Genomic DNA, 25247 nt, shown 5'->3' with positions numbered 1-25247 from the left:
CCTCCTTTAGAATAAAACATCACTTTCCAATATGACATTTGCAAATGGTGTTGCTTCTCCAGTTCTAATAATCGCGACTGTATCATTTGTTAATTCTTTAAATCGTTCATGTGATACATATTCTGTATCAATATTAGATTGAGTAATCTTTTCAAAAAGCGAAACATTATCTTCTTTTATTTCTTCCGCAACGATCATTTTTTGAACCGACATATGCTTCATCACTTCTTCGTAAACGCTTTCAAAATTTGGTACACCAAAAGACAGTGCTAAATCAATCTTCTTCACTTCTTTTGGAATTGGTAGACCACAATCTGCTATTACTATTCTGTCTGTATGACCAAGATCACTTAATACTTTAGATATTTCACTGTTTAAAATCCCTGTTTTATACATGCCATTCTCCCTCTATTTCTGAAAGTTTAGGCATACCACCTTGTGCACCCATACCTGTTACTGAATAACTTGCTGCTAAGTTTGCAAAATCTAACGCTTTTTCTAGATTGAATTCTTTCTGTAACGCTACTGCAAATGCACCGTTAAATGTATCACCTGCGCCAGTAGTATCTTTAACTTCTCGTTTATAACCTGGTACTTCTACCTTTTTGTTACCATCGTGATAGACTGCACCTTTATCTCCTAAAGTAACAATCAATTTATTCGGATATTTTGCTAACGCTTCATCCATATTTCCTTTAAACATTCCGTTACTTTCTGTTTCATTAGGAGTTAAGTAATCAGCTTTTTCAATAACATTATCACTAACTTCTCTAAAAGGAGCTGGATTTAATATAGATGTAATTTCATTTTCCTTACAGTAATCAATTACATGTTCAACTGTTTCACTAGGTATTTCTTGTTGAAGAAGAACGATGTCACCTTTATTAAGGTGTGCTAAGTGTTTCTCAACATATTCAGGTGTTACTTCGTTATTGGCAGATGGAACAAAAATGATACTATTATCTTGTTCAGCCAATGTTATGTGAGCAGTACCTGACGGCATTTGTGTAACGGGTTCCACACCATCTACTAAAACGTAGTTATTTTGTAGATTTTGATAAATTTCTTTACCGAAATCATCATCTCCTATGCGCCCTACTAAATATACTTCTTCCCCTAATCTTGCTGCTGCCACAGCTTGATTAGCGCCTTTTCCACCTGGTGTAGTGAAAAAACTATCTCCTAATATTGTTTCACCTTTTTCAGGTCTTTTTGAAGCTGAAACTACTAAATCTATAGACATACTTCCTATAACCATAATCTTTTTCATTTTACTCTCTCCTCGTCGATTGTCGTTCTATTAAACTAACGTCTAATATTTGATGATGTTCTCTTTCTTTACCTTCTAGTTGATTGATAAGCTGTTGACAAGCCTTTTTGCCTATTAAATATGCTGGTTGATGAATTGTAGTTAAACTTGGTGTATACATACGAGATAATGGTATATCATCATAACCTACAACTTGAACATCAGAAGGAACTTTAAATTCATGATGTAACAAAGTACGCATAACAGCAAATGCGCTCACATCATTACTACAAATAATACTATCAATATTGTGCTTATGAATCATCGATACTAAATCTTCTTCAATGAGAAAACGTTCATCTACAGTAATGTAAGGGATGTTCTTTTCATCAAAAATAGATTTAGCACCGGATAGTCTTTCGTTAAATGATTTATATTGTAAGTTTTGTTGCATAATTAAAACAGATTTTGTCGAACCTTTAATGACGGCTTGAGCTTGTAACTGTCCACCTTTATAATGATTTGTTTCAACAAATTCATGGTCGGCATACACTCTATCTAATAAAACAAATGGCATATTATATGATTTAAAAGAATCAAATGTTTCTTGAGTAGATAATTGTGATGCAATAATCCCACTACAATTATGCACATTGAATGTGTTTATATACGCTAATTCTTTTTCTTCATTTCCATCACCATTACCTAAAATGATGTGATAACCCTTAGCCATCGCTTCATCTTCAACACCTCTAGCGACAACCGTGAAAAATGGATTGCTAATATCAGGTAATAATAAACCTATCATTTTAGATTTACGTTTATACAATGTCCGAGCTGTTTCATTTGGTCTGTAATTTAAATCTTTGATCGCTTTATTAATCTTCTTTCTTGTTTCTTCTTTGACATACCCACTTCTATTAAGAGCTCTTGAAACTGTCGCCACTGAGACACCAGCGTATTTAGCAACTTCTTTAATCGTAGCCATTCGTTCAACTTCCTTTTGTGTAACCGTTTACATAAAAGGATACCACCACTCTAAAACTATTGCAATACTAATCTAAAAAATACTGACGTTCTTCTTTAGTTGGTAGTTTACATGCTTGCTTAAATTGGATGCGATGTCTTATTTTTGCAAATGAATCGTAACCTAGATTTCTAAGAAAACGAGGCACTATTTTCAATAGGAATGCAAAAATTTTATATTTCTTAATTTGATTCAATAAGTGAATAATAGCATCTGTTTTAGTAAATACTTGTGATTTATCAACTACAACAATTGTGTCTATATTTTTCAATTCAGGTTGAACTTTAATTAAGTTCTCTCCATATTGCCCTTCTAATTGTGCAAATTGGAATCTCGTTGGAATATTATGATGAATCAACCACATTACTACTCTATTACAATAACCACAATCACCGTCATAGTATACTATAGCCATAAATATCACCTTATTCCTTTCTTTAGTTTTAAGATAACACGATTATAAGAAACATTAAATTAATAAGGGAGTGAACCAGAAATATCATTTTGCTAAAAAGACTTCATAATACCATCCCTATATAATGAAACAGTCCGAGACATTTATATATGTCCTGGACTGTTATTATTGTTATTGAGCTTCTTTAAATTGTTTATATTCTTGTTCGTTAATTGTTATAATTTTAAATCCTATGTATCCAAATATTATAGATATGATTGGGACCGTATAATTAAATACTGCATACATCCCATACTCCAATACGTTTACATTTAAGGTCTGAGCTATAAACACACCACAAGTATTCCATAAGAAAAATACTGAAGTCACTGTTCCACCATCTTCTAGAGCTCTAGATAAATTTTTAGGGTGTAACCTCTTTTCTAAAAACGTATTAATATACATTCTTGATGGTACAACAATTGAAATATATTGTTCTGAGCATGAAGCGTTTGTACCAATACATGAAATAATAACAGAAGCGATTAGTCCACCAGTACCTTTAGCTACTTTCAAAACTTGTGTAATAATTGCCTTCAACATACCTGAATATTCGAGTATTCCACCAAATGTCATCGCAACAATTGTCATAGAAATGGTATAAAACATTGACTCCAAACCACCCCTATTAAATAGTTCTTTTACGAGTTCATTCTTTGTTTCTAACACATATCCTGTTTGTAAAGCTTGAACGCTATCATGAATACTTCCACCTTGAACAAAAATTTGTGATAAAAATCCTAAAATAATACCAATTACTAATGCAGGTATTGCAGGTACTTTTAAGGCTACTAAAATAATAACAATCAGTGGTACTAATAGTAACCAAGGTGAAATGACAAATTTATCAATCATTTCATTATTAATTGCATCAATTTTACCTTGATTAATGTCACCTGCGGAAAATTGTCTACCGAGTATAAAGAAAGCAATTAACGAAATTACAATAGCAGGTACAGTTGTATAGAACATATGCTTAATATGATCGAATAGATTTGTACCAGTTAAACCAGCTGCTAAATTTGTGGTGTCAGATAAAGGGCTCATTTTATCACCAAAATAAGAACCTGATATGATAGCACCAGCAATCATTCCCGCTGGAATATCCATACTCAGTCCTATACCCATTCCGGCTACGCCTACTGTGGCCATCGTAGACCAACTACTACCAATTGCTAAAGATACAATGGCGCATATAATAGCAATGGTCACTAAAAATAATGAAGGCGTAATAAGCTTTAAACCGTAATAAATCATCGTGGCAACTATACCGCCACCTATCCATGCCCCAATGATTAAACCGACTAGTATAATAATAACAATCGCAGGTAGTGCTAATTTTATCCCCTTATACATCATTTCTTCTATATCTTTCCACGTATGCCCATGATAATAGGCAACTATGGCTGCTATAGCTGTCCCTATCATTAAAGGAATATGAGGTGCTAATTCTAAAACAACAACAGTATAGAGCATGCTTACTATCATAAATAGAAACGGAACAATAGCCCATACAAAACTTATATTCTTTGTTGTAGATTCTTTTACCATAATGACTAATCCCCCTATAATAAAGCGCTTACATTTAAAATTGTATAACTTTCCACCATAATTTACAAATTAAATTTTAAAATATAATTTGATTATAAATACAAAAATGCATTGTAAAAGTTAGCCTTTGACTAACTTTTACAATGCATTTCATTAATATTAAAAAGATTTATAATCTAAGCTACATTTAACATATCCAATACTTCTTGCATTATCACTTCAAAATCATCTTTATAATCATCGTTAAAGCGTAATATAACTGCTCTTTCATCTGTTTTTAAGCGGTTTTTTAATATATATTTCTTTTCGAATAGTCTCTTAATGGCACGAGCAGATTTGTTTTGCTTTATGTATCCTTTTTCAATTGCATCTTTAAGGTGTACTTCTTTCACTTCATTTAATTTCATTAAGAAGAAAAATTCATGTTTCTTTAAGCCATACTTTTGTTCAATTACTACAAAGATATTGTCAATTTTATTTTGGTAATCAAAGAATTCAGAACATGAAGTAATTGCTTCTGAATAAGATTGAGTGCTCATTGTTGTAACCTCCTAAAAATTAGTTAATTAAATTATCTTAAAATAATCTTACCATAAAATTAAATAACATCAATATGGAATTTAATAAAATATTTGACATTTTGTGTAAATTAGAATAATTTATATGACTACATACAAAAGAGGTTTATTTTTGAAGACATCTACAATTTTTTTAAATACAAAAAAAGATTATAACGATAACGTTATAATCTAAAAGGAATAAACTATTTCAGTTTTTATTATTTTTATCTTTCAAATAAAATTCTTTGCTTGTGAAAAATTCTCGTGTCAAGTCTTTAACTTTAGGTGATAACATAATAACAGCTATAATATTGGGAATAAGAATGCATGCTAACGCTATATCTAATAATTTCCACAATTGTGTACCTGCCCCAAACGCACCGAGCGCTATAGATAAAACATATACTATTTTCATAATAAATCCAGCTGTTAATCCAAATAAATATTCTGCCATTCTTGAACCATAATAAATAACTACAATTATAGTAGAGAATACAAAGAATACCATTGATATAGAAACAATCCAGCTTCCAAATGTACCAAATGCATCATTAAAAGCTCTAGCTGTCAGTGCAGCTGATTGTTCTTTTGCATCATCTGCTTTCCAAACGTCTGAAACCAATACAACAAACGCTGTTGTACTACATATAATTAAAGTATCAACAACTATTTCACTTACACTCCAAAAAGCTTGTCTCACTGGATGATCTGTCTTAGCAGCAGCGTGGGCAATTGGAGAAGTACCTAAACCTGCTTCGTTTGAATAGATACCTCGAGCAAATCCCCATCTAACCGTTGTAGCTAAAGCAGCTCCAAAACTACCTCCTAATGCTGCATCAGGATTAAAAGCTTTTTCAACTACTAACGCTATGACTCCCGGTAAATGTTGAATGTTCATTAAAATGATAATAAAACCCATAATACAATATAATCCAACCATAACCGGCACAATCATTTCAGTGAATGTTGCAATTCTTTTAATACCTCCAAACACAACTAAAGCAGCTAACACAGCTAAAATGATTCCTGTATAACCCATATCGATATTGAATGTATCTTCTACCGTGCTTGCTGCTGAATTTCCTTGCACCATAATACTCGGAATGAGTTCCAACATAAGCGCGAATGCAAAAATAAAAGCGAATACTATTCCAACTTTTTTATTTTTCATTCCTTTTTTCATATAGTATGTAGGTCCCCCTACAAATTCGCCTTTACTATTCTTTTCTCGATAATGTATACCAAGTACGTTTTCACTATACTTTAGAGCCATCCCTAAAAATGCAATAACCATCATCCAAAATACTGCACCAGGTCCACCCATCATGATTGCTGTAGGTACCCCTACGATATTTGCTGCACCAACAGTAGAAGATAAAGCAGAAGTTAATGCTTGCCTCGGTGTAATCGTTCCTTCACCTTTAGGTTTTTTATTAATACTGCCAAATGTTTGTTTCATCATATAGCCAAAATGTCTAAACTGTATAAACCCTAAATAAATTGTTAAAAATAAACTAGATACTAATAATAGAGTTACGAGTGGATATCCCCATAACCAATCTGAAAATGCTACTATTTTGTCCATAAACACGTCCCCTTTGTTGTTTATTGATAAGAGCAATTTTAATTATATATATCATATTACAGAAAATTCTATCAATTTAAAAGATAATTTTTCACTTATAAATTAAAAACACCATTTGATATTAAACAAATAGTGTTTTTCAATGAAAATTTATTTTATTTATCCAACGTGTATTACACGACAATGTTTTAAAAATTGATGTGAATATTGTTTTTTTATATCTTCAACTGTCCCATAACATAAACCTATCATTCTCCATTTTGGATTATGGCGGTAGAATGAGTCTTTTTCTAAACTCCATTTTACCATTTTTCCATCATGATTATATCTAGGTAGTGTCATTTCATGACCATCTAAAACATTTAGGAATAGTTGGAATATTTCAGGGTCTATTCGCTCAAATTGATCGATTACAAGCCATTCTCTTTCTGAATTTGTGATATGCCCCGTGATAAATCCTTCACGATAATATAGAGCTCCACTTTCGTTAGGTAAATACCTTCCGTATAACATTTCTTCAGAAAAATCTGGATGTCCTGTTGTATAAATACCTTTAGCAAGCTCGCGCTCTACGTAATGTTTTGCTTTTTTTATACCTTCTTCTTTACTATCACATAACATTAATACAATTGGCTTATCTTTTTTATCTTCTTGTTCTTGTGGAATCGAGACTTGATATTGTTGTGAATTATTTTGAGAAAACTCACCTCTACTCATATCCATCATTGCATCATATTGAGCTTTTGTTAAATTAGCTATAGATTGCTTAGAATTTTCTTGTAAGAAATATAATTTTTTTAATGTTTGATGTCTATTTAGTTCTGCTACACTTATAGGATTAATATCCTTTTCATATCTAATAGTTATGCAAGTTGAATCAGTTCGTCCTGGTTGTGGTGGAAGTTTATGTATACTATCTGTAACTTCACCAACACCAATAATTGAATGATTCGCGTTTTTATTTAAGAATACAAGCTGATCCCCGATTTCAAGTTGTGTATAATAAATATAACCATTTCTTTTAATACCATTCACTGTATGTGTGAAAATAGTATATGTTTCATCTTCTTCAAACTGTATTTCTTCTGAAAGTAAGAAATATCTAGGTATTTTAACTTCTCCTTGTCCTAGGCCAATAATTAATTCAAATTCTTCTTTAGATATACGATTGAATAATTGATCCGTTAGTTGCTTAATACGCAATTCTAAATGTTCACTTCTCTTTAAGTATTCAACTGAAAGCATTGTTAAAGAAGTTTCAAATTTAAAATGAATGCTTACTTTTTGGTTGCCGCCTGTCTGAACATCAATAATTTCCCCATATCCTAATAATCCCACTTGATTTTGGACTTGATAATAAATTACTTTATCACCAGGTTTTGCCGTCTTAAAGGCATGGTAACCTTGAGTAGGATTAAAACTTGCACCCGATTCAAATACTGCAACTTGTCCTTCTAGAGGTTCTGTATGATTCCACCTATTATATCCACAATTTAGCCAAAAGTAGTTTGTTTCTTCAGACATATGTATACTCCTTGTTATAAATAATTATCAATTTTAAACGATTTACTATGTAAATATGACGTTTATTATACTAATCATATTTTTTACATGACATTAATATTAACATTGTATAAGACATTAGCATCCGTGTCTATGTTTACACAAGTAAAAACTGAGACATTATATATGCCTCAGTTCAAGATTAATGTATAAAATTATAACTTGGTACGAGTGAAGCTGGTACAGTTCTGTATGTTAATACACCAGGTGAAGATGTAAAATTCATTTCTGATACTTGAATACTACCGTCATTATTAATGCGTTCAACAAACGAAACATGACCGTAATAACCAGCAGAAGATTGTAAAATCGAACCTACAGCAGGTTTATGATTTACTCTATATCCATCTTTAGCTGCAGCGCTAGCCCAGTTGTTCGCATTCCACCAATAAGTGCTTATTGGTTTACCGATTGCTTTACGTCGATTAAATACGTGCCAAGTACATTGACCCCAATCATATAAATTTTGGTGGTAGAACATAGGAGGTGTATAGCTACCAGTGTTATTAGAGCTTGATTGTCCACCACCTGTTGACACTGAACCACTTACTTTTAATTTTTGTCCCGGATAAATAATGAAATTTGATAAACCATTTAAAGACATTATTTTTTGATATGTTGTACCATATCGAGCAGCAATTACTGATAATGAATCTCCTGATTTAACCGTATAAGTAGTTGTACTAGTAGATGTGTTTGATGAACCCGTATTATTTGAACTTGAACTACTAGAAGTCCCTTTTACTTTTAATTTTTGGCCAGGATAAATAATTGTATTATTCAACCCGTTTAAAGACATTATTTTTTGATATGTTGTGCCATATTTACCAGCAATTACTGATAACGAATCCCCTGATTTAACCGTATAGTACGTCGTTGATGACGTTGAAGTCGATCCTGTATTCGTATTAGACGAACTAGAAGAACCAGGTACTTGAATGATTTGATTCGGAAAAATTAGATTAGAGCTTAATTTGTTTAAGCTTTTAATTTTTGCGATAGTTGTATTATGTTTTTCAGCAATTAACCAAAGTGAGTCTCCGCTCTTAACTTTATATGATGCAGCTTCAGCACTTTGTGATGTTAAAGCTACTGCTACAGAAGCACCTACAAATGCTGTTAATGTCTTCTTCTTCAAAATTAGTTACCTCCATTATCTTACATTTTTATATAAAGATATTAATTCTTCCTAATTATACACTGTTATGGCGCAATTTTATATTACAGTTTTATTTCATTTATATTAATAGAATTATAGAAAAATTCTTTTAAAGACAATTAATTTTTTTATTTATATGATGAGAATACACTGTAAAATTGAAATAAATGACAATATAACAATTTAAATCTGCACAAAAAAACTGTCGTCAAAGTTATTAACTTTACGACAGTTTAAATGTATATTACAAAACTAATAATCTATTTATTGAAGTATTAACGATAAACCGGCTAATGTTGGCATTAAATTAACTAGAACGCCTCCGATTTTCAACCCCATTGTTATTTCTTTATCTTTAAAAGTACTAATAGCTAATATTAGCCCAATTAAAGCAATAATAAATGGTATCACTGGATTTGGATATTTTGGCTGTTCAAAAAATATTCCTAGACCAGCTATAACGGCACAAACAAGTGATAAATATAAGAATTTTTTCATATTAGTATAACTCCTATCTAGACGTAACTTACTATAACTTCTAGTTGCCCGTTAATGTGATTATCTAAATCATCAGCCGTTAATATGAGGTGACTTCCCGTTGACACTTCATATACATTTCCGTCTGTTATGATTTCACCTTCCCCAGAAATAATACTCACTAAGCAATAATCTCTAGGTTTTCTGAAGTTAAATGTACCTTCTATTTGCCATTTCGTAACAGTGAAAAAGTCGCTTTCTACAAGCATTTGACCTTTTTGTTCATCAGAATCTATTCTCACAGGTGCTACATTTGGGCTTGTTGGTCCTATATTGATAACATCAATACTTTTATCAAGATGTAATTCACGTTTCTTACCATCTTGCTCAATTCTATCGTAATCATAAATTCTGTAAGTAGTATCTGAGTTTTGTTGCGTTTCTAGTATCATAATACTTTCTCCGATTGCATGCACTGTACCACTTGGCACATAGAAAAAGTCTCCCTTTTCAACTTTAACGCGCTTGAATAAATGATCCCAATCTTCATTTTGAATATATTCTTCAAGCTGTTCTTTCGAATTTGCATAAGTTCCATATATAATTTCTGCGTCTTCTTTTGCGTCAAGAACATACCAGCACTCAGTTTTACCAAACTCACCATTTTCATGTTCGTGTGCATATTCATCATCTGGATGAACTTGTACAGATAATTTTTGGTTTGCATCTAATATTTTCGTAAGCAATGGAAATTTCTTTTCTGAAGGATTTCCAAATAATTCAGGATGTTCTTCCCAAACCTTATCCAATGTTTGACCTTCGTAAGCTCCATTGGCAATAACATTAGGTCCATTTTGATGCGCTGATATACCCCAACATTCCCCAATATTACCATCAGGAATGTCGTAGCCCATTTTTTCTAAATTACGTCCTCCCCAAATACGCTCTTTAAATACGGGTTTCAATACTAATGGAGACATTTAATCATCCTTTTCTTTTTTGTCGTTAAAAATATATGTAAGTTCAATTAATTAAATTAAATATATACCCTTCGTGATTGTACCATATAGTGCTTTACTTATGAAATACTGAAATGGCAGTGGGAAGGAAATCTCATTTTTCTAAAAAGACTTCATAGCCTCATCCTAGAAAGAATGAGACTACATTTTAACTTATTATTTACTCCAATATATATCTCCACCAGGTCCTAATGGTAAACCTAGTAAGAACCATATAATCATAAATATAGGCCAAACGATCGCCAATACAATCGAATATGGCATTAAACTAGAAATTAATGTTCCAAGTTTCATATTCTTATCATATTTTTGAGCGTATGATAGTAATAATGGTAAGTAAGGCATCATCGGTGTTATTGGATTTGTGATTGAATCTCCTATACGATAAACCATCTGTGTAAATGCGGGATGATATCCTAATAACATAAACATAGGTATAAATATTGGTGCTAATATCGCCCATTTTGCGGACGCGCTACCTATTAGCAAGTTAATTAAACAACTTAATAATATTAATCCTATTATTAACACTACACCATTTTGACCTTGTAATAATTCTGCGCCTTTAACTGATATAACAACACCTAGGTTGCTCCAATTTAAATACGCTAATAATTGTGAAGCAAAAAATACAATTACGATAAAACTTCCCATTGTCGCCATTGAATCAGTTAACATTTTCCCTAAATCTTTTGTATTTTTAAGTTTACCTGACATAATTCCATAAACAAAACCGGGAACAAAGAAAACAACAAGAATGATTATACCAACACCATCCATTAATGGCGATTCTTCGATTAAGCTTCCAGTATTAGCGTTTCTTAGCCAGCCATTTTCAGGTATTGATAAAGCTAATAAAATTACTATAACCGCAAAGAAACTCCAATTAGCAAACTTTAATGCTTTGTTTTCTTTAGATGTTATTTCATTATCATCACTTGAACTATCTGTTTCTTCTTTATATGTACCTAGACGTGGTATAACAATTTTCATACTTACAAAATAAATTGCTGGTAATAAAATGATAGAAGATGCTGCTATAAAATACCAGTTCATAGCTACGTTCAACGAAATATCTTTGCTAATAATTTCAGCTGCTGGTTTGGTAAATGCATAAACAAGCGCATCACTCATACCTAAAGTTAAATTAGCTGCAAACGCCCCTAAGGCAGAAGCATATGCCATCGCTAAACCAGCTATCGGATGATAACCAAGTTTAATAAAAACTAATGCCGTCAAAGGTGGTAAAACTACTGGAGCTGCATCTCCAGCAGCATTCCCAATAATACCTACAAATATAATAATGGGTACTATAATTTTCTTAGGCGCTTTATTAACTATCATTATCATTAATTTATCAAAATATCCTGTTTTTTCTGCTACACCTATTCCGAGCATAACTGCAAGTACAAGGCCTAATGCTGGGAATTCGGAAAAGTTTGTTATAGATTCACTTAATATTTTAGAAAAACCTTCTCTAGAAATTAGATTTGTTACTTCTACTGTTTTTCCTGTACCTGGGTTTTCTACTTTTATATTGAACAAAGATACAAACCAAGATAGTACAATTAATCCTACACATAAAAGGAAAAATAATATACTTGGATCTGGCAATCGGTTTCCTGCTTTTTCTATGAAGTTTAAGAATCTATTAATAATAGAAACTTTTCTCTTTGTCTGATTCATAATAGCCCCCTTAATATAAGAAATTAGAAATATTATATCATAAAATATCTATATATTTTGAAGTTTCTGACGATTTGTAATGTATGATTTTATTATTTATATAAAATCTATTTATTCGGTGTAATTTGGATATTATTTTTTTAATAATTAATATTGCTAAACTCTTGAAGGGACCTTATACTTAAGATACAAATATTAAATTGTAATAAGCTTTTTCATTATTGCAATGATAAGTTACAGTTTATTATTTTACTGTGAGAAGTCTTTATATATGATTATGAAATGGAACGGATGGGTTATACATACCCAAAGCGATAAGCATCCTGAAGCTTATCGCTTTTTATTTTTATAAATAATATATAACGAATAGAGGCCGAGACAAATGTCTCGGCCTCTTTCGGTTTATTGAGCAAGTGTTTCGCCTCAAGCTTTATTTAATATCATTAATCATCATCTAATGTGTTTTAATACTGCGTTTTCAACTTCAGACAAATGAAATGCCATTTTTTCTTCAGCTAATTTACTATTTTGACTTTTTATAGCTTCGTATATATCTTTATGTTCATTATAGAGCTTCTCAATCGATTTGCTTTTTGTATATAAATATATTCTTCTTGTTTCTTTCATAGTATGTTGCATTAATTCTGATACATTGCGCAATAGCTGTTTTAACATGTAATTATTTGAAGCATCAGCAATAGCAAGATGGAATCTTAAATCTGAAGCTTCTCCTAATTCATTTTTTTTAATTGCTACTTTCATATCAAAAAGTGCCGCTTCAATTTCCTTAAGATTATTTTCATCACGATTAGATGCTGCCAATCTTGCTACACCAACTTCAACTATATTACGTACTTCTAATAAATTTTCGATGTCTTCCACATTAGCATTAATTGCTTCAAGATTAAATTTTGTTTCTTCTCTATTTATAACAAAAGTTCCTTGTCCATGTTTAATATCGACATATCCCATTGCTCGTAAAGCATTCAATGCTTCTCTAATAGTAGCTTGACCAACACCAAAACTCTCAGATAATGCTTTGATTGACGGTAATCGATCACCAGGATTTATACGACCTTCGTTAATATCAAATATGATGACATCTGCAACTTTTTCATATAATTTCTGATTCGATATTTTCATTTTTTATTTCTCCACCTTGTAAAATCATTAGTAGAGCAATTATATCATTTTATATTTTTGACTTGATCACATTTTAAGATTTTTTAGAAAATTCCCTTTCAATGCTTGAAATTGCTTCTTCTAATGTTGCTCCTGTTGATAATGATACGCTCGCTAGAAATGCTCCTTCAACAATAGGCCCGTCAACTTTATATAATTTATAATCACCTTCGTATAAATCGATAGCCATTTCCAAGTTCATTTCTGCTGACCCAATATCGTAAAATAACAATGCATCTTCTGTCAGTTCATCGATGATTTCGTTAACTGTATCGATACTTGTTCCTATCTCACCTTCATTATTTCCGCCTTTAGCAATTACTGTTACATCTGGTGACATTTGTGCTAACAAATCTTTCACACCTTGTGCTATATCTTTACTATGACTAATAATTCCTATTGTCGCCATTTTCTACACATCCTCACTTAAAGCATTCAATACAAATACCATACTCTGTGCACCTGGATCGATATGTCCAATTGAATCCTTTTTGAAATATGCTGCTCTACCTTTAGTAGCTTCTAAATCTTTCGTATCATCTGCAAATTGTTGTAATTGTTCTTTACTTATAGATTGATTGTTTTCTAAGTACTCAGATGTTTTTTGTAGCACATCATACATCGTTTTTTCGCCACCAGAAACTTTACCTCGTGTTGCTACAGCATTTTTAAATTCATCAATGTATTCTTTCAAATTATCTTGATTAATTTCATCATAGTTAAGAGAAGCCATTTTTACAAAACTAAATCCATAGAGTGGACCAGACGCCCCTCCTACAGAACTCATTAATGTCATACCTGTTGATTTCAAAACTTCACTTAACGTATTCCCAGAAATTTTCTCGTCAACTGCTTTGAAACCTCTCAGCATATTAACGCCATGATCCCCGTCACCAATTGCTCTGTCTAAGTCTGTTAAAAGTTGTTCTTCTTGTTCAAAAGTATTTCTTAAATCTTTTAATTTTTTAGTTAATAAATCTGCATCCATGGATAAATCCTCCTATACGAAATATTTACTTTCTGTCGGTGCATCAAAAGCATCGCGATATTCATCATCATAAGGTACTAAAGTAATAGAAAAACCTTGCATATCTAAAGCTGTCATATAATTACCGATTAAATATTTTTCGATATTTAATTCATTTTCTTTAGCATATTCATTAAAGTAATGTGAAACAATCGCTAATTCAGAATCTGGAGTTGCACCCATGCCATTAATCATTACGATTAATGTTTTATCTGATATTTCTTTCTCTAATTCGTGCATTAACCTTTTAATTATTTCATCGATTGGTTCAATATCCTCTTGATATATACCACGTTCACCATGAATACCGATTCCTATTTCCATTTGATTCTCTTTTAAATCAAAACCGTATTGACCAGTAGTTGGTACTAAACAAGGATAAATAGCCATACCAATTGTTCTTATCTTTTCGATAAATGTTTCTGTTCTACTCTTTATATCAGCGAGATTGAATCCATTATCGGATAAGAAACCTGCATATTTATGGACTAAGACTGTTCCGGCTACACCTCTTCTATCTTCTATGTTTTCGATAGATATATCATCTCTCACCACGATTGACTCACAAGAGATACCTTCCATCTCAGCCATTTCTTGCGCCATCTCAAAATTCATTACATCCCCTGCATAATTTTTCACTATTAAAAGAACACCTTCATCTGTAGCTACATGTTTGATTGCTTCTAAAATTTTATCAGGAGTAGGAGATGTAAACACTTCACCACATACAGCTGCATCTAACATACCCTCTGCCACATAACCAGCATGAGCAGGTTCGTGGCCTGAACCTCCTCCAGAAACTAAAGCAACACCTTTTGTTTTTAGTTTTTTTCTTACTACTACATTTTCACTTATTATTTCAACCGCATCATCCATTATTTCAATGCCTTTTAACATATCAGCAACAAAATTTGTTTTTTCTTTCATTAATTTCTTCATACTATGACCTCCCGATTGAATTCTATTACCTCAATACTATTATAAAACGTTTAAGGTAGTAAGCGTTAACAATATGGATATATATAAAATCCATACACAAGAGACATTATCAAGAATTCGTATTAGCTGCATTGAATAATACGTTAATCTATAAAAGTCATGTTATGCATGGATTTTATACTAAGTTATTTATTTTATTTGATACACTCTTGTTTCAAAAGGTTTTAACTTTTGTGTTTTTTCAATATCTCTATAATTATTCAGTAATAAATCATAATCTTCAATTTTAAAAGCTTTAGATATATCTGCTTCTTCACTAGTTAAATTACACATTATAATAACTTGATTGTTATCAAGCTTTCTCTTATAAGTATAAATTTGTGGATGATATTCATCTACTAATTCATAAACACCATAATTAAATACATTATTAGATTTTTTAAGTTTAATTAGCTTTTTATAGTAACTTAAAATTGAATCTTCATCTTCTAATTGTTGTTCAACATTTATACTTTTATAATTAGGATTTACATGGAACCAAGGTCTTTCTTTTGAAAATCCTGCATAATCAGTTTGATTCCATTGCATCATTGTTCTCGAATTATCTCGATTTACTTTACTGAAATCATGTAATAATTGCTCTACGTTTTCTCCATTTTCTTTTTTTAATCTAACTTCATTTTTGACTGATACATCATTAAATTCTTCTAATGATTGGAATGGATAGTTAGTCATACCTATTTCTTGTCCTTGATATATAAATGGCGTCCCTTTTTGTAAGAAATAATTCGTCGCATGACTTGTCGCACTTTCATACCAATAATGTTGATCGTCTCCCCACGTTGAAACAAGTCTTGGTTGATCGTGGTTTTCAATAAATAAAGCATTCCAACCCTTACCTTCTAATTGGTTTTGCCATTTGGTCATAACTTCTTTATATCTTTGAATGTCGAACCCTGCATCTTCAGTATTCCATAATCCTAAGTGCTCAAATTGAAATATCATATTAAATATTCCATTTTCAAACCCGACCCAATTTTCAGCATCATATGGAGAAACACCGTTCGCTTCACCGACTGTCATGATATCATACTTATTAAAAGTTTCGTCTCTCAGCTCTCTTAAATGTTCTAAAATACCTGGCCTATTTGTATATCGCTCGAACGCAGGTTTAAAATTCGTTTCATTTTCAGCATATTCAATATCACCATCTTCAAATGATTTTTGAATATGTGTAATGGCATCTACTCTAAATCCATCAATTCCTTTATCAAACCACCAATTAATCATCTTATATAATTCTTTTCTAACATCTGCATTTTCCCAGTTAAGGTCTGGCTGTTTTTTACTAAATATATGCAAATAATATTCATCAGTTTCATTTGTTTTTGCCCATGCAGAACCATTAAAAATACTTCCCCAGTTATTGGGCTCTTTATTATTATTTCCTTCTTTCCAAATATACCAATCTCTCTTAGAATTTTTTTTACTGGATTTTGATTCTATAAACCATGGATGTTCATCTGAAGTATGATTTATAACTAAATCTAAAATTAATTTCATACCGAGATCATGCGTTTCTTCTAGTAATAAATCAAAGTCCTCCATCGTACCGAATTCTTCCATTATATCTTGATAGTCACTTATATCGTAGCCATTATCATCATTAGGTGACGTAAAAATTGGAGAAACCCAAATTACATCAATTCCTAAATCTTTTAAATAACTTAATTTCTCTCTTATGCCGTTAATATCACCTATCCCATCGTCATTAGAATCTTTAAAACTTCTTGGATAAATTTGATAACATACAGCTTCTTTCCACCAAATACGCTCTTCCATATTTAAACATTCTCCTGTCTTTTTGTAGATGCTCTTTCTATAATCTCAGTCGGTATAATAGTGTTTTTCTTAATTATATGTGGATCTTCTATTAATTTAATCATGGCTATACCTGCTTCTTCCCCTAAATATTCAGGATGAATATTTACAACTGTTTGGGGTGGCGAAGCAGATTCATTAATGAAAGAATCATTAAATGTTGCAGTCATTACATCATCAGGAATTCTTATGTTGTAGTGATACAAAACACTTAATAAATTTATATTTAACATGCTATCTGATGTAATAATTGCGCTTGGAAATACTTCTTGTTCCTTCATTTTCTTAACGACTTCCATAATTTCATTTCTTTCAGGTCGTGCATTAAAAATATGAAATTCATTAACATTATTTTTTAAGCAAACCCTTTTAAACCCTTCAATTCGATCTATTGCCACTGCATACGAATCTGGTTCAGCAATAAAAGCTAAATGGTTATGTCCCTTATCTATCATAAACTGCGTCATTAATTCGCTCGCTTCAATATTATCGTTATCAATATGAATAATATCTCGTTCTTGTAGTTGCTTGCCTATAACAACAAACGGGAATTTATTTTTTTTAAGTAATTTTATAATTGGATCATTTTCTTTTGAATACAGCATGATAAATCCATCAATAGATTTAGATTTCATTAAACTTTCTACTTCTGCGATTAATTCTTCTGACTCAATCGCAGTGGTCATAATCGTAGAATACGCTCTTTTTTTACATGCGATAGATATGCCCATCAATACATCGGTAAAGAACGGATTTTGAGTCATTTCTTTAGATGCTGTCTTTAAAATTAATCCTATTGTTTTTGTTTTTTGAGTTACAAGTGTTCTTGCAGCTACATTAGGTTCATAACCTAATTTTCGCATAACAGCTTTTACTTTTTTCGATGTATTTTCACTGATGCTTTTATGACCGCTTATTACTCTTGAAACTGTTGAAGGGGCTACATTAGCCTCTTTTGCGACATCTTTAATTGTAACCACAAAACCACTCCTTATTATCCTTTAGTTGCACCTGCAGTTAATCCAGTGACTAAATATCTTTGTAAAAGTAAAAATACGATTGAAATTGGGATTGCTATCATCATAGCACCTGCAGCAAAAACTGTGAAATTATTACCGAACTGGTCATTTATAAAATTAAATAATCCAACTGCCAATGTATATTTTTCAGGACTTCTTAATAAGATTCTAGGTAATATAAAGTCCATGAATGGTCCCATAAAATTAAACAGTGCTACTACTGCTAATATCGGTTTAGCTAAAGGTAACATAATTGTGAAGAATATTCTCATATGCCCAGCACCATCCATTTTGGCTGACTCATCTAATTCTTTTGGTATTGTATCAAAATACCCTTTCACTAAAAACGCATTCATCGGTATTGATCCACCGATATAGATCAAAGTTAGCCCAAATAATGAATCTAAAAGACCGATAGTATTTAACAAGATATAAATAGCTACCATCGCCATTAAAACAGGAAACATTTGAAGTATTAAAAATGCTATTAACCCATATTTTCTACCTACAAATCTATATCTTGAAAAAGCATAAGACGTTAAACCTACAAATATAACTGAAAATAATGCATTTGCAGTCGCAACGATTAATGTGTTTTTATACCAAGTTAAATAATCACTAGAAGGATCTGTTAATAAAAATATATAGTTTTTTAGCGAAGCATCTTTAGGTATCATACTTGATCCATATAAATTTGAACCCGAGTTTAAAGATAATCCTAATGTCCATAATAACGGATAAATAATGATAATAAACATAACAGCCAAAATACTATACATCAAAATAGCTCTTAATATATTTTTGTTTTTCTTATTCATTAAATATCCCCCTCATCTTTAAACGTACTTGTTTTTCTAAATTGTATAAATGCAATTATTGCGATAAATATCCCAATAATTAATGAAATAGTAGCTGCCATATTATAGTTTTGCATATCGAATGTTAAGCGATAAACCCATGATATTAATATATCTGTACTTCCTGCGTTTTGGCCTGATACTGGCGGTCCACCTTTATTAAATAAATATATAAGGTTAAAGTTATTAAAATTACCTGCATATTGCATAATCAATAACGGAGCAGTTGCAAACAAAATATGAGGAAATGTTATGTTTCTAAATTTCTGCCAACTCGAAGCGCCATCCATATCAGCTGCTTCATACCAATCTGATGAAATACTTTGTAATACACCAGTAAATAAAGCAAATACAAAAGGAAAACCTAACCATACTTGAATGAATATCAAAGCTATTTTCGCCCAAAATGGATCGTTTAACCACGCTGGTGCTATACCTAATAAGGGTTGCAATATATCATTATTTATTGAACCAAAATCATCGTTAAATATTGCTGCAAATATTAAAATAGTAACAAATGATGGTACTGCCCATGGAAGAATCAATACTGTTCTAATTAATTTTTTAAACTTTACCAACGGGTGATTTACAATTATAGCCAACAATAATGCCAACACAATTTGTAAAGTTGTAGCTACTAGTGTCCATACAATTGTCCAAGTTAATACATTAAAAAAAGTTGTCTTCCAAATAGGAACAGTTAATAACGATTTAAAATTATCAAAGCCAACCCATTCTAATAAATTTCTAGGAGGTGCATTATATAAATTATAATTCGTAAAAGCTAAAAAACACATAAATAGTAATGGAAACACTACAACAAAAATTAATAAAAAAATACCTGGTGAAATCAATAAATAAGGGAATGTTTTATCCCATGTTGCAACCATACGCCCTTTACTATCTTTAATTTCGTGACCTCGGTTATATTGTTCGGCGTTTCTATATGCATCGATTATATTTACAACGTAAAGTGTGATAGCAAATGCTATAAGTATGAGGGATATAATCCCTTGCGCTAACAATACTCTTGAATCATCTAGTTTTGGCACTGTACCAAGCGTAAATAACCCCCAAAATCCAATGTTCATAAACTGATAAAAAACACTTATAAAACTAATAAAAAATATAATAAAAATACTGCCTTTTATGTATCTTTTATTATAAAATTGTCCAACACCTGGAATAACGGACAATATCCCAGCTAATTTAGGATTTCTATTCTTCATATTTGACACCTTCTTTTATTTTTTAGATGCATTCATAATTTTCACCTGTTCGTCTATATTACTTTTTGCTTCATCTAATGCTTCTTTTGAATCTTTCCCATTTGACATAAATATCGCTGCATTTCCCATAGGATCCCAGACCTGACTCATTTCTGGAATATTAGGCATTGGAACAGCATTTTGTGCTTGTTGCTCATATGGTCTTAGAAGTTCATTTTTAGATGAAACATCTGTACGTCCTGTAATTTCTTGCATATCGTCAGTATATTTCTGCATGTTCTTTTGATTTGTTAGAAATAATAATAAATCTTTAGCCCAATATTTCTCCTTACTGTACTCTGATATAAACCAACCACGAACACCTAAAAATGGTTTCATTTGTTTGCCATTATCTTTAGGTAAAATCGCTGTACCAAAATCGTCACCTAATTCTTCTTTAAACTCTGAAGTTTGCCATGGACCAGTCACAAACATACCAACTTTTCCTTCTTTAAATAAACCAACAATGACATCTTGATCTGCAGACTTTGTGATATAACCTTTTTCATACCATGATTGCAGTCTTTTGCCACTTTCTACTACAGCTTTATCATTTACTGCTACATCTGTAGTATCAAACCCGTTATCTTTTTCTTTAAAAATGTATCCGCCTTGTGAAAATAAAAATGGGTAATTAAAGTAAAAGTTTTTAGCATCAAACATGAAACCATATTGTTTTTTATCTTTATCAGTTATGTTTTCAGCAATTTTTTCTACATCTTCCATAGTCTTTGGTGGTGTTTTTACAAGCTTTTTATTATAAACAACAGCCGTTGATTCAACTATTACTGGTAATGCTAATTGTTTACCTTCGTAGTTTAATGCATCTAATGCATCTTTTGAATATCCTTCAAGTTCTTCTTCTGTAAAATCAATTTCTGCTGCCAATCCTTGTAAGTATGCATCTCCTGCTCTATCTTGAGGTTGAAAGAATAAATCAGGTCCTTTTCCAGAGGGGCCATCTAAAGATAAATTGTCAACTTGGTCATCTTGTGCAGTGTTTTTTAGAATAATTTCTATTCCTGTTTTTTTAGTGTATTCTTTCGTTACTTCTTTATAGAAAGACATTTGCCTATCTCCATCAACCCACATTGTTAACGATTCAGGTTTTGAAGTCTTTTCATCATCATTTAAAGCTTTATCAATATCTTCTTGTGTACGTTTTGGACCACAACTTACTAATAACGTAACAACTAGTATCACTGAGCAAAATTTTATTATTCGCTTCATATGCTCTCCTTCTTTCAAGTGTTAATTTGACACTGATTTAATTTTTTATTTTTTCTCCGGTTTCTTTATCAAAGAAATGACATTTATTTAAATCGATGGCTAATTCAATTTCTTCATTAGGATTTACTACTGTTCTTGCATCTAATTTCGCTGAAAATTCAATGTCACTAAACAAACCATGTATCATTATTTCTGAACCTAATAATTCACTTACTAATACTTTTGTTTTGAATGTTGTATCCCGATGTGCTGATATAAATATTGGTTCATCGTGAATATCTTCTGGTCTTATACCAAATCTTATGTCTTTCCCATCATAACCAGCATTTGTTAATAATCTTGTCTGTCTCTCATTCAACTTAATCACTTGATCGCCTATTTCTAAGTTATCTTGATTTATTTTTGCATCGAAAATGTTCATTGCAGGTGAGCCAATAAATTGAGCAACAAACTCATTTTCTGGCGAATCATACACTTCTCTTGGTGTACCTATTTGCATGATATCTCCATCTTTCAATACAACGATGCGACTTGCCATTGTTAATGCTTCAGTTTGGTCATGTGTTACGTAAATTGTTGTCGTTTGTAGACGTTCATGTAATTTCAAAATTTCAGTCCTCATTTGAACACGTAATTTTGCATCTAAATTAGATAAAGGTTCATCCATTAAAAATACTTTAGCATCTCTAACAATCGCTCTACCCAAAGCTACTCTTTGTCTTTGTCCACCAGATAAAGCTTTAGGCTTTCTCGGTAAAAATTCTTTTAAACCTAAAATTTCTGCAGCATATTGTACCCTTTTGTCTATTTCTTTTTTATTCATTTTTCTAAGTTTTAAGCCAAAAGCCATATTATCGTATACTGTCATATGTGGATATAAAGCATAATTTTGAAATACCATCGCTATATCTCTATCTTTAGGTGCTACATCGTTCATTCTTGAACCATCAATAGAAAATTCTCCATCCGTTATATCTTCTAGCCCTGCTATCATCCTTAATGTTGTTGATTTGCCACACCCTGACGGACCGACAAACACTATGAATTCTTTGTCTTTAATATGTAAATTAAAATCATTAACCACCGTATTTCCTTTATCATAGGTTTTCTTAATATTTTCTAATTTTAAATCGGTCATATGATTCCCTCCGTTAATTGAAATCGCTTTCATTTTTAAATATAAACTTATCATATGTGTAATTTAACAATTTGTCAATGAATTTTACGCAAACGTTTGCATTTATATTTACATACATATATTAGCTTTATAAATATTTATCTATAATCTAGCGCAAACGTTTGTTTTAATAATGTATTTTATTGTTGCAATTTTAGTTCATAGGGTGTACTATATGAAAAGTAATAAGTACAGGAGGTGTACTAATGGAAAATAATGAATTAAAAAAAGCATTTAACCTATTTCAAGAATCTATTGTTAACATTCATAGCGAAGTAGCAAAAATTTTAAATAAGTCTGGGTTAGATGAAGTAATCTCTAAAGAACAATTTCAAACTCTAAAAATTATTAAAGAATCTCCTAAATGTACATTTAGCTTTATAGCTCAAAGACAAGGTGTTTTTAAAACAGCAATATCTAACAGAATTAATAAACTAAAGCATTTAGATCTTATTTCAATCCAACAAGGTGAAGATAAAAGAGAAAAATCTGTATTGCTAACTGAAAAAGGATTATCTCTTGTTAGTCGTACTGAAGATATAATCTATGAAACTTTTAGTCGTAAATTATCTTCTCATTTCTCTGATCAAGAAATCATCACATTCGTTAAACAGCTCCAAAAAGCAAACAATCTTATAACTGGAAAGGATAATGCTAAACATGTTTGATGATATAAAAAACTTATGGACACATAAATTTATGCTCATTTCTTTAATAGCAATCATGCTTTTACCGCTTATTTATAGTTCTGTATTCGTGGGGTCTTTGTGGGATCCTTATGGTAAAACTGACGAATTAAAAATATCAATAGTCAATTATGATAAAGGCGGCGAAATTAATGGTGAGAAGACGAATATAGGTGATGACGTCGTTGATAAATTAAAGGATAATGATAAATTCAAATGGGAGTTTGTAGAACAATCTACTGCAGATAAACATTTAGAACGCGGTGAATCTTATGCAGTTATAACAATACCTGAAAATACAACTAAAAACGCTGGGTCCATGTTAGATAAATCTCCAGAAAAAATTGATTTAAATATTAAAACAAACCCTGGATATAGTTATACTGGTTCTCAAATTGCAACTAAAGCAGTAACAGCAGTTGAAGATAACCTAAGTAGTTCTATTCGAGACAAATACATTACAGAAGTATTTAATGGCATGAATAAACTTACAGATGGTTATAAAGATACCTCTAAAGCTTTAGGACAAATGTCTGATGCAGAATCCCAACTTATAGATGGTAATCAACAAGTTGAATCTGGGTTAGAACAAATGGCACCTATGGCCGGAGCTCAAGGAGAGCAACTTCTACAAGGTAGTAAGCAAGTATCACAAGGTCTAAACGAACTACAAGCTAATAATAATAAATTGAAAGATAATATTGATAAAGCTATTAAACAGTCTGAAGGTCAATATTTTAATAAGAAAAATACAGATTCCATCAATAAACCAGTTAAATCAAGTGAAAACGACTTAACTGAAGTAGATAATTATGGTCAAAGTTTCGCACCATATATTCTTGCATTAAGCTTATATGTCGGAGCAGTAGCCTTTGCTGCAGTTTATCCAATAGATAAACGTATGGGAGATTCAACAGGAATCAAATGGTGGTTAAGTAAATTTGTTATTTATTTCTTACAATCTGTAGGTTCAGCACTCGCACTAGCAGTACTATGTCTATATATATTTGATATGGATATCGCCAACCATGGATATTTCACACTGACACTTCTATTATGGAGTTTAGCAGCTTATATGATTGTTACTTTCTTAACTGTAGTATTAGGTAATATCGGTAAATTCTTAGCAATCATATTATTAATTTTACAGTTAGGTTCAAGTGAAGGTACTTTCCCTATTCAATTATCAGGCAAGTTCTTCCAAGACTTACATCCATTTTCTCCAATGAGCTATGTCATTAAAGCATTAAGAGAAAATATATTTAACTTTACAAGCGACGTAACGTACTTACAATCTATGTTGATTATTGGAAGTATCGCAATTGTTTTTGCATTACTATCAATGCTTGTTTATACAATACGTTCTAAATATCCAAACTTTAGACGTAAAGCAAACGAAAACGATTATTAATATAGCTACGTATCCCTATTTAAAAAGAAGCTGGAACATTATAAATGTTCCAGCTTCTTTGATTTTAGGTTAGAAAAAGTAAATTCGTGAGTCTATTTAATCGTAAATCCAACAAGAGAGGATCTATTTGGATTTTCGACTTTATTAATCCAACAACATGCCCTCTATTTGGATTTTCGACTTTATTAATCCAACAACATACCCTCTATTTGGATTTTCGACTTTATTAATCCAACAACA

The 25247-nt window shown here is 31.3% G+C and carries 24 protein-coding genes; 2 read left to right on the top strand and 22 right to left on the bottom strand.

The annotated features are described in order from the left end of the window. Positions 1-6: 6 nt before the first annotated feature. The 22 genes from rbsD to ACNMOQ_RS03615 form a co-directional block, all read right to left on the bottom strand. Positions 7-396 carry a D-ribose pyranase gene (gene rbsD, locus ACNMOQ_RS03720; protein WP_016998859.1) on the bottom strand — a complete coding sequence of 130 codons (390 nt, stop codon included), beginning with the start codon at positions 394-396 and terminating at the stop codon, positions 7-9. Then, the gene (gene rbsK, locus ACNMOQ_RS03715) at positions 389-1270 is read right to left on the bottom strand and encodes a ribokinase (protein WP_135031116.1); all 882 of its coding nucleotides are present in this window, start codon (positions 1268-1270) and stop codon (positions 389-391) included. Before rbsK ends, rbsD begins: the two co-directional genes overlap by 8 nt. Position 1271: 1 nt before the next feature. Continuing rightward, positions 1272-2237, bottom strand: coding sequence for a LacI family DNA-binding transcriptional regulator (locus tag ACNMOQ_RS03710; RefSeq protein WP_070044870.1), 966 nt, complete (start codon positions 2235-2237; stop codon positions 1272-1274). A 67-nt stretch (positions 2238-2304) separates the two neighbouring features. Next, positions 2305-2691: a thiol-disulfide oxidoreductase DCC family protein gene (locus ACNMOQ_RS03705; RefSeq protein WP_239752697.1), complete on the bottom strand. Its 387-nt coding sequence runs from the start codon at positions 2689-2691 to the stop codon at positions 2305-2307. A gap of 171 nt (positions 2692-2862) precedes the next feature. Further along, positions 2863-4281 carry a Na+/H+ antiporter NhaC gene (nhaC, locus tag ACNMOQ_RS03700; RefSeq protein ID WP_416350260.1) on the bottom strand — a complete coding sequence of 473 codons (1419 nt, stop codon included), beginning with the start codon at positions 4279-4281 and terminating at the stop codon, positions 2863-2865. A gap of 176 nt (positions 4282-4457) precedes the next feature. Then, positions 4458-4820 carry a transcriptional regulator, SarA/Rot family gene (locus ACNMOQ_RS03695; RefSeq protein ID WP_016998854.1) on the bottom strand — a complete coding sequence of 121 codons (363 nt, stop codon included), beginning with the start codon at positions 4818-4820 and terminating at the stop codon, positions 4458-4460. A gap of 229 nt (positions 4821-5049) precedes the next feature. After that, complete coding sequence (locus tag ACNMOQ_RS03690; RefSeq protein ID WP_416350259.1) at positions 5050-6426, bottom strand: alanine/glycine:cation symporter family protein; 1377 nt, start codon at positions 6424-6426, stop codon at positions 5050-5052. 159 nt (positions 6427-6585) lie between these two features. Next, positions 6586-7950, bottom strand: coding sequence for an EVE domain-containing protein (locus ACNMOQ_RS03685; protein ID WP_416350258.1), 1365 nt, complete (start codon positions 7948-7950; stop codon positions 6586-6588). 181 nt (positions 7951-8131) lie between these two features. Then, positions 8132-9127: a LysM peptidoglycan-binding domain-containing protein gene (locus ACNMOQ_RS03680; protein ID WP_016998852.1), complete on the bottom strand. Its 996-nt coding sequence runs from the start codon at positions 9125-9127 to the stop codon at positions 8132-8134. A gap of 285 nt (positions 9128-9412) precedes the next feature. Beyond that, positions 9413-9646 (bottom strand): hypothetical protein, encoded by a 234-nt coding sequence (locus ACNMOQ_RS03675; RefSeq protein WP_016998851.1) that lies wholly within the window; start codon positions 9644-9646, stop codon positions 9413-9415. A gap of 17 nt (positions 9647-9663) precedes the next feature. Continuing rightward, positions 9664-10605: a mannose-6-phosphate isomerase, class I gene (manA, locus tag ACNMOQ_RS03670; RefSeq protein WP_416350257.1), complete on the bottom strand. Its 942-nt coding sequence runs from the start codon at positions 10603-10605 to the stop codon at positions 9664-9666. A 195-nt stretch (positions 10606-10800) separates the two neighbouring features. After that, the gene (locus ACNMOQ_RS03665) at positions 10801-12330 is read right to left on the bottom strand and encodes an AbgT family transporter (RefSeq protein WP_416350256.1); all 1530 of its coding nucleotides are present in this window, start codon (positions 12328-12330) and stop codon (positions 10801-10803) included. 450 nt (positions 12331-12780) lie between these two features. Further along, a complete protein-coding gene (locus tag ACNMOQ_RS03660) occupies positions 12781-13473 on the bottom strand; it encodes a FadR/GntR family transcriptional regulator (protein WP_064204178.1) in 693 nt (230 codons plus the stop codon). 73 nt (positions 13474-13546) lie between these two features. Then, the gene (gene dhaM, locus ACNMOQ_RS03655) at positions 13547-13921 is read right to left on the bottom strand and encodes a dihydroxyacetone kinase phosphoryl donor subunit DhaM (RefSeq protein WP_016998848.1); all 375 of its coding nucleotides are present in this window, start codon (positions 13919-13921) and stop codon (positions 13547-13549) included. A gap of 3 nt (positions 13922-13924) precedes the next feature. Beyond that, positions 13925-14500, bottom strand: a complete 576-nt coding sequence (dhaL, locus tag ACNMOQ_RS03650; protein WP_135031119.1) for a dihydroxyacetone kinase subunit DhaL — start codon at positions 14498-14500, stop codon at positions 13925-13927. A gap of 12 nt (positions 14501-14512) precedes the next feature. Continuing rightward, positions 14513-15478 (bottom strand): dihydroxyacetone kinase subunit DhaK, encoded by a 966-nt coding sequence (gene dhaK / locus ACNMOQ_RS03645; RefSeq protein WP_182094057.1) that lies wholly within the window; start codon positions 15476-15478, stop codon positions 14513-14515. A 189-nt stretch (positions 15479-15667) separates the two neighbouring features. Further along, positions 15668-17320, bottom strand: a complete 1653-nt coding sequence (locus ACNMOQ_RS03640; protein WP_135021100.1) for a glycoside hydrolase family 13 protein — start codon at positions 17318-17320, stop codon at positions 15668-15670. A 2-nt stretch (positions 17321-17322) separates the two neighbouring features. Beyond that, positions 17323-18339: a LacI family DNA-binding transcriptional regulator gene (locus ACNMOQ_RS03635; RefSeq protein WP_016998843.1), complete on the bottom strand. Its 1017-nt coding sequence runs from the start codon at positions 18337-18339 to the stop codon at positions 17323-17325. A gap of 14 nt (positions 18340-18353) precedes the next feature. Then, positions 18354-19196: a sugar ABC transporter permease gene (locus ACNMOQ_RS03630; RefSeq protein ID WP_064204182.1), complete on the bottom strand. Its 843-nt coding sequence runs from the start codon at positions 19194-19196 to the stop codon at positions 18354-18356. Then, positions 19196-20464, bottom strand: a complete 1269-nt coding sequence (locus ACNMOQ_RS03625) for a sugar ABC transporter permease (RefSeq protein WP_016998841.1) — start codon at positions 20462-20464, stop codon at positions 19196-19198. The genes ACNMOQ_RS03630 and ACNMOQ_RS03625 overlap by 1 nt, the downstream gene beginning before the upstream one ends. Before the next feature lie 15 nt (positions 20465-20479). Further along, positions 20480-21733, bottom strand: a complete 1254-nt coding sequence (locus tag ACNMOQ_RS03620) for an extracellular solute-binding protein (protein WP_016998840.1) — start codon at positions 21731-21733, stop codon at positions 20480-20482. A gap of 37 nt (positions 21734-21770) precedes the next feature. Further along, positions 21771-22871, bottom strand: coding sequence for an ABC transporter ATP-binding protein (locus ACNMOQ_RS03615; RefSeq protein WP_016998839.1), 1101 nt, complete (start codon positions 22869-22871; stop codon positions 21771-21773). A gap of 245 nt (positions 22872-23116) precedes the next feature. Here ACNMOQ_RS03615 and ACNMOQ_RS03610 point away from each other — a divergent pair, with 245 nt between their 5' ends. Further along, positions 23117-23578, top strand: coding sequence for a MarR family winged helix-turn-helix transcriptional regulator (locus ACNMOQ_RS03610; RefSeq protein ID WP_016998838.1), 462 nt, complete (start codon positions 23117-23119; stop codon positions 23576-23578). Beyond that, on the top strand, positions 23571-25007 hold the full coding sequence (locus tag ACNMOQ_RS03605; RefSeq protein WP_416350255.1) for a YhgE/Pip domain-containing protein: 1437 nt from the start codon (positions 23571-23573) through the stop codon (positions 25005-25007). The genes ACNMOQ_RS03610 and ACNMOQ_RS03605 overlap by 8 nt, the downstream gene beginning before the upstream one ends. Positions 25008-25247: the final 240 nt, after the last annotated feature.

This window comes from Mammaliicoccus lentus (assembly GCF_947036595.1).
Lineage (GTDB): Bacteria > Bacillota > Bacilli > Staphylococcales > Staphylococcaceae > Mammaliicoccus > Mammaliicoccus lentus.
The sequence above is the reverse complement of the archived record's forward strand: the minus strand, read 5'-3'. Positions and strand labels throughout refer to the sequence as shown.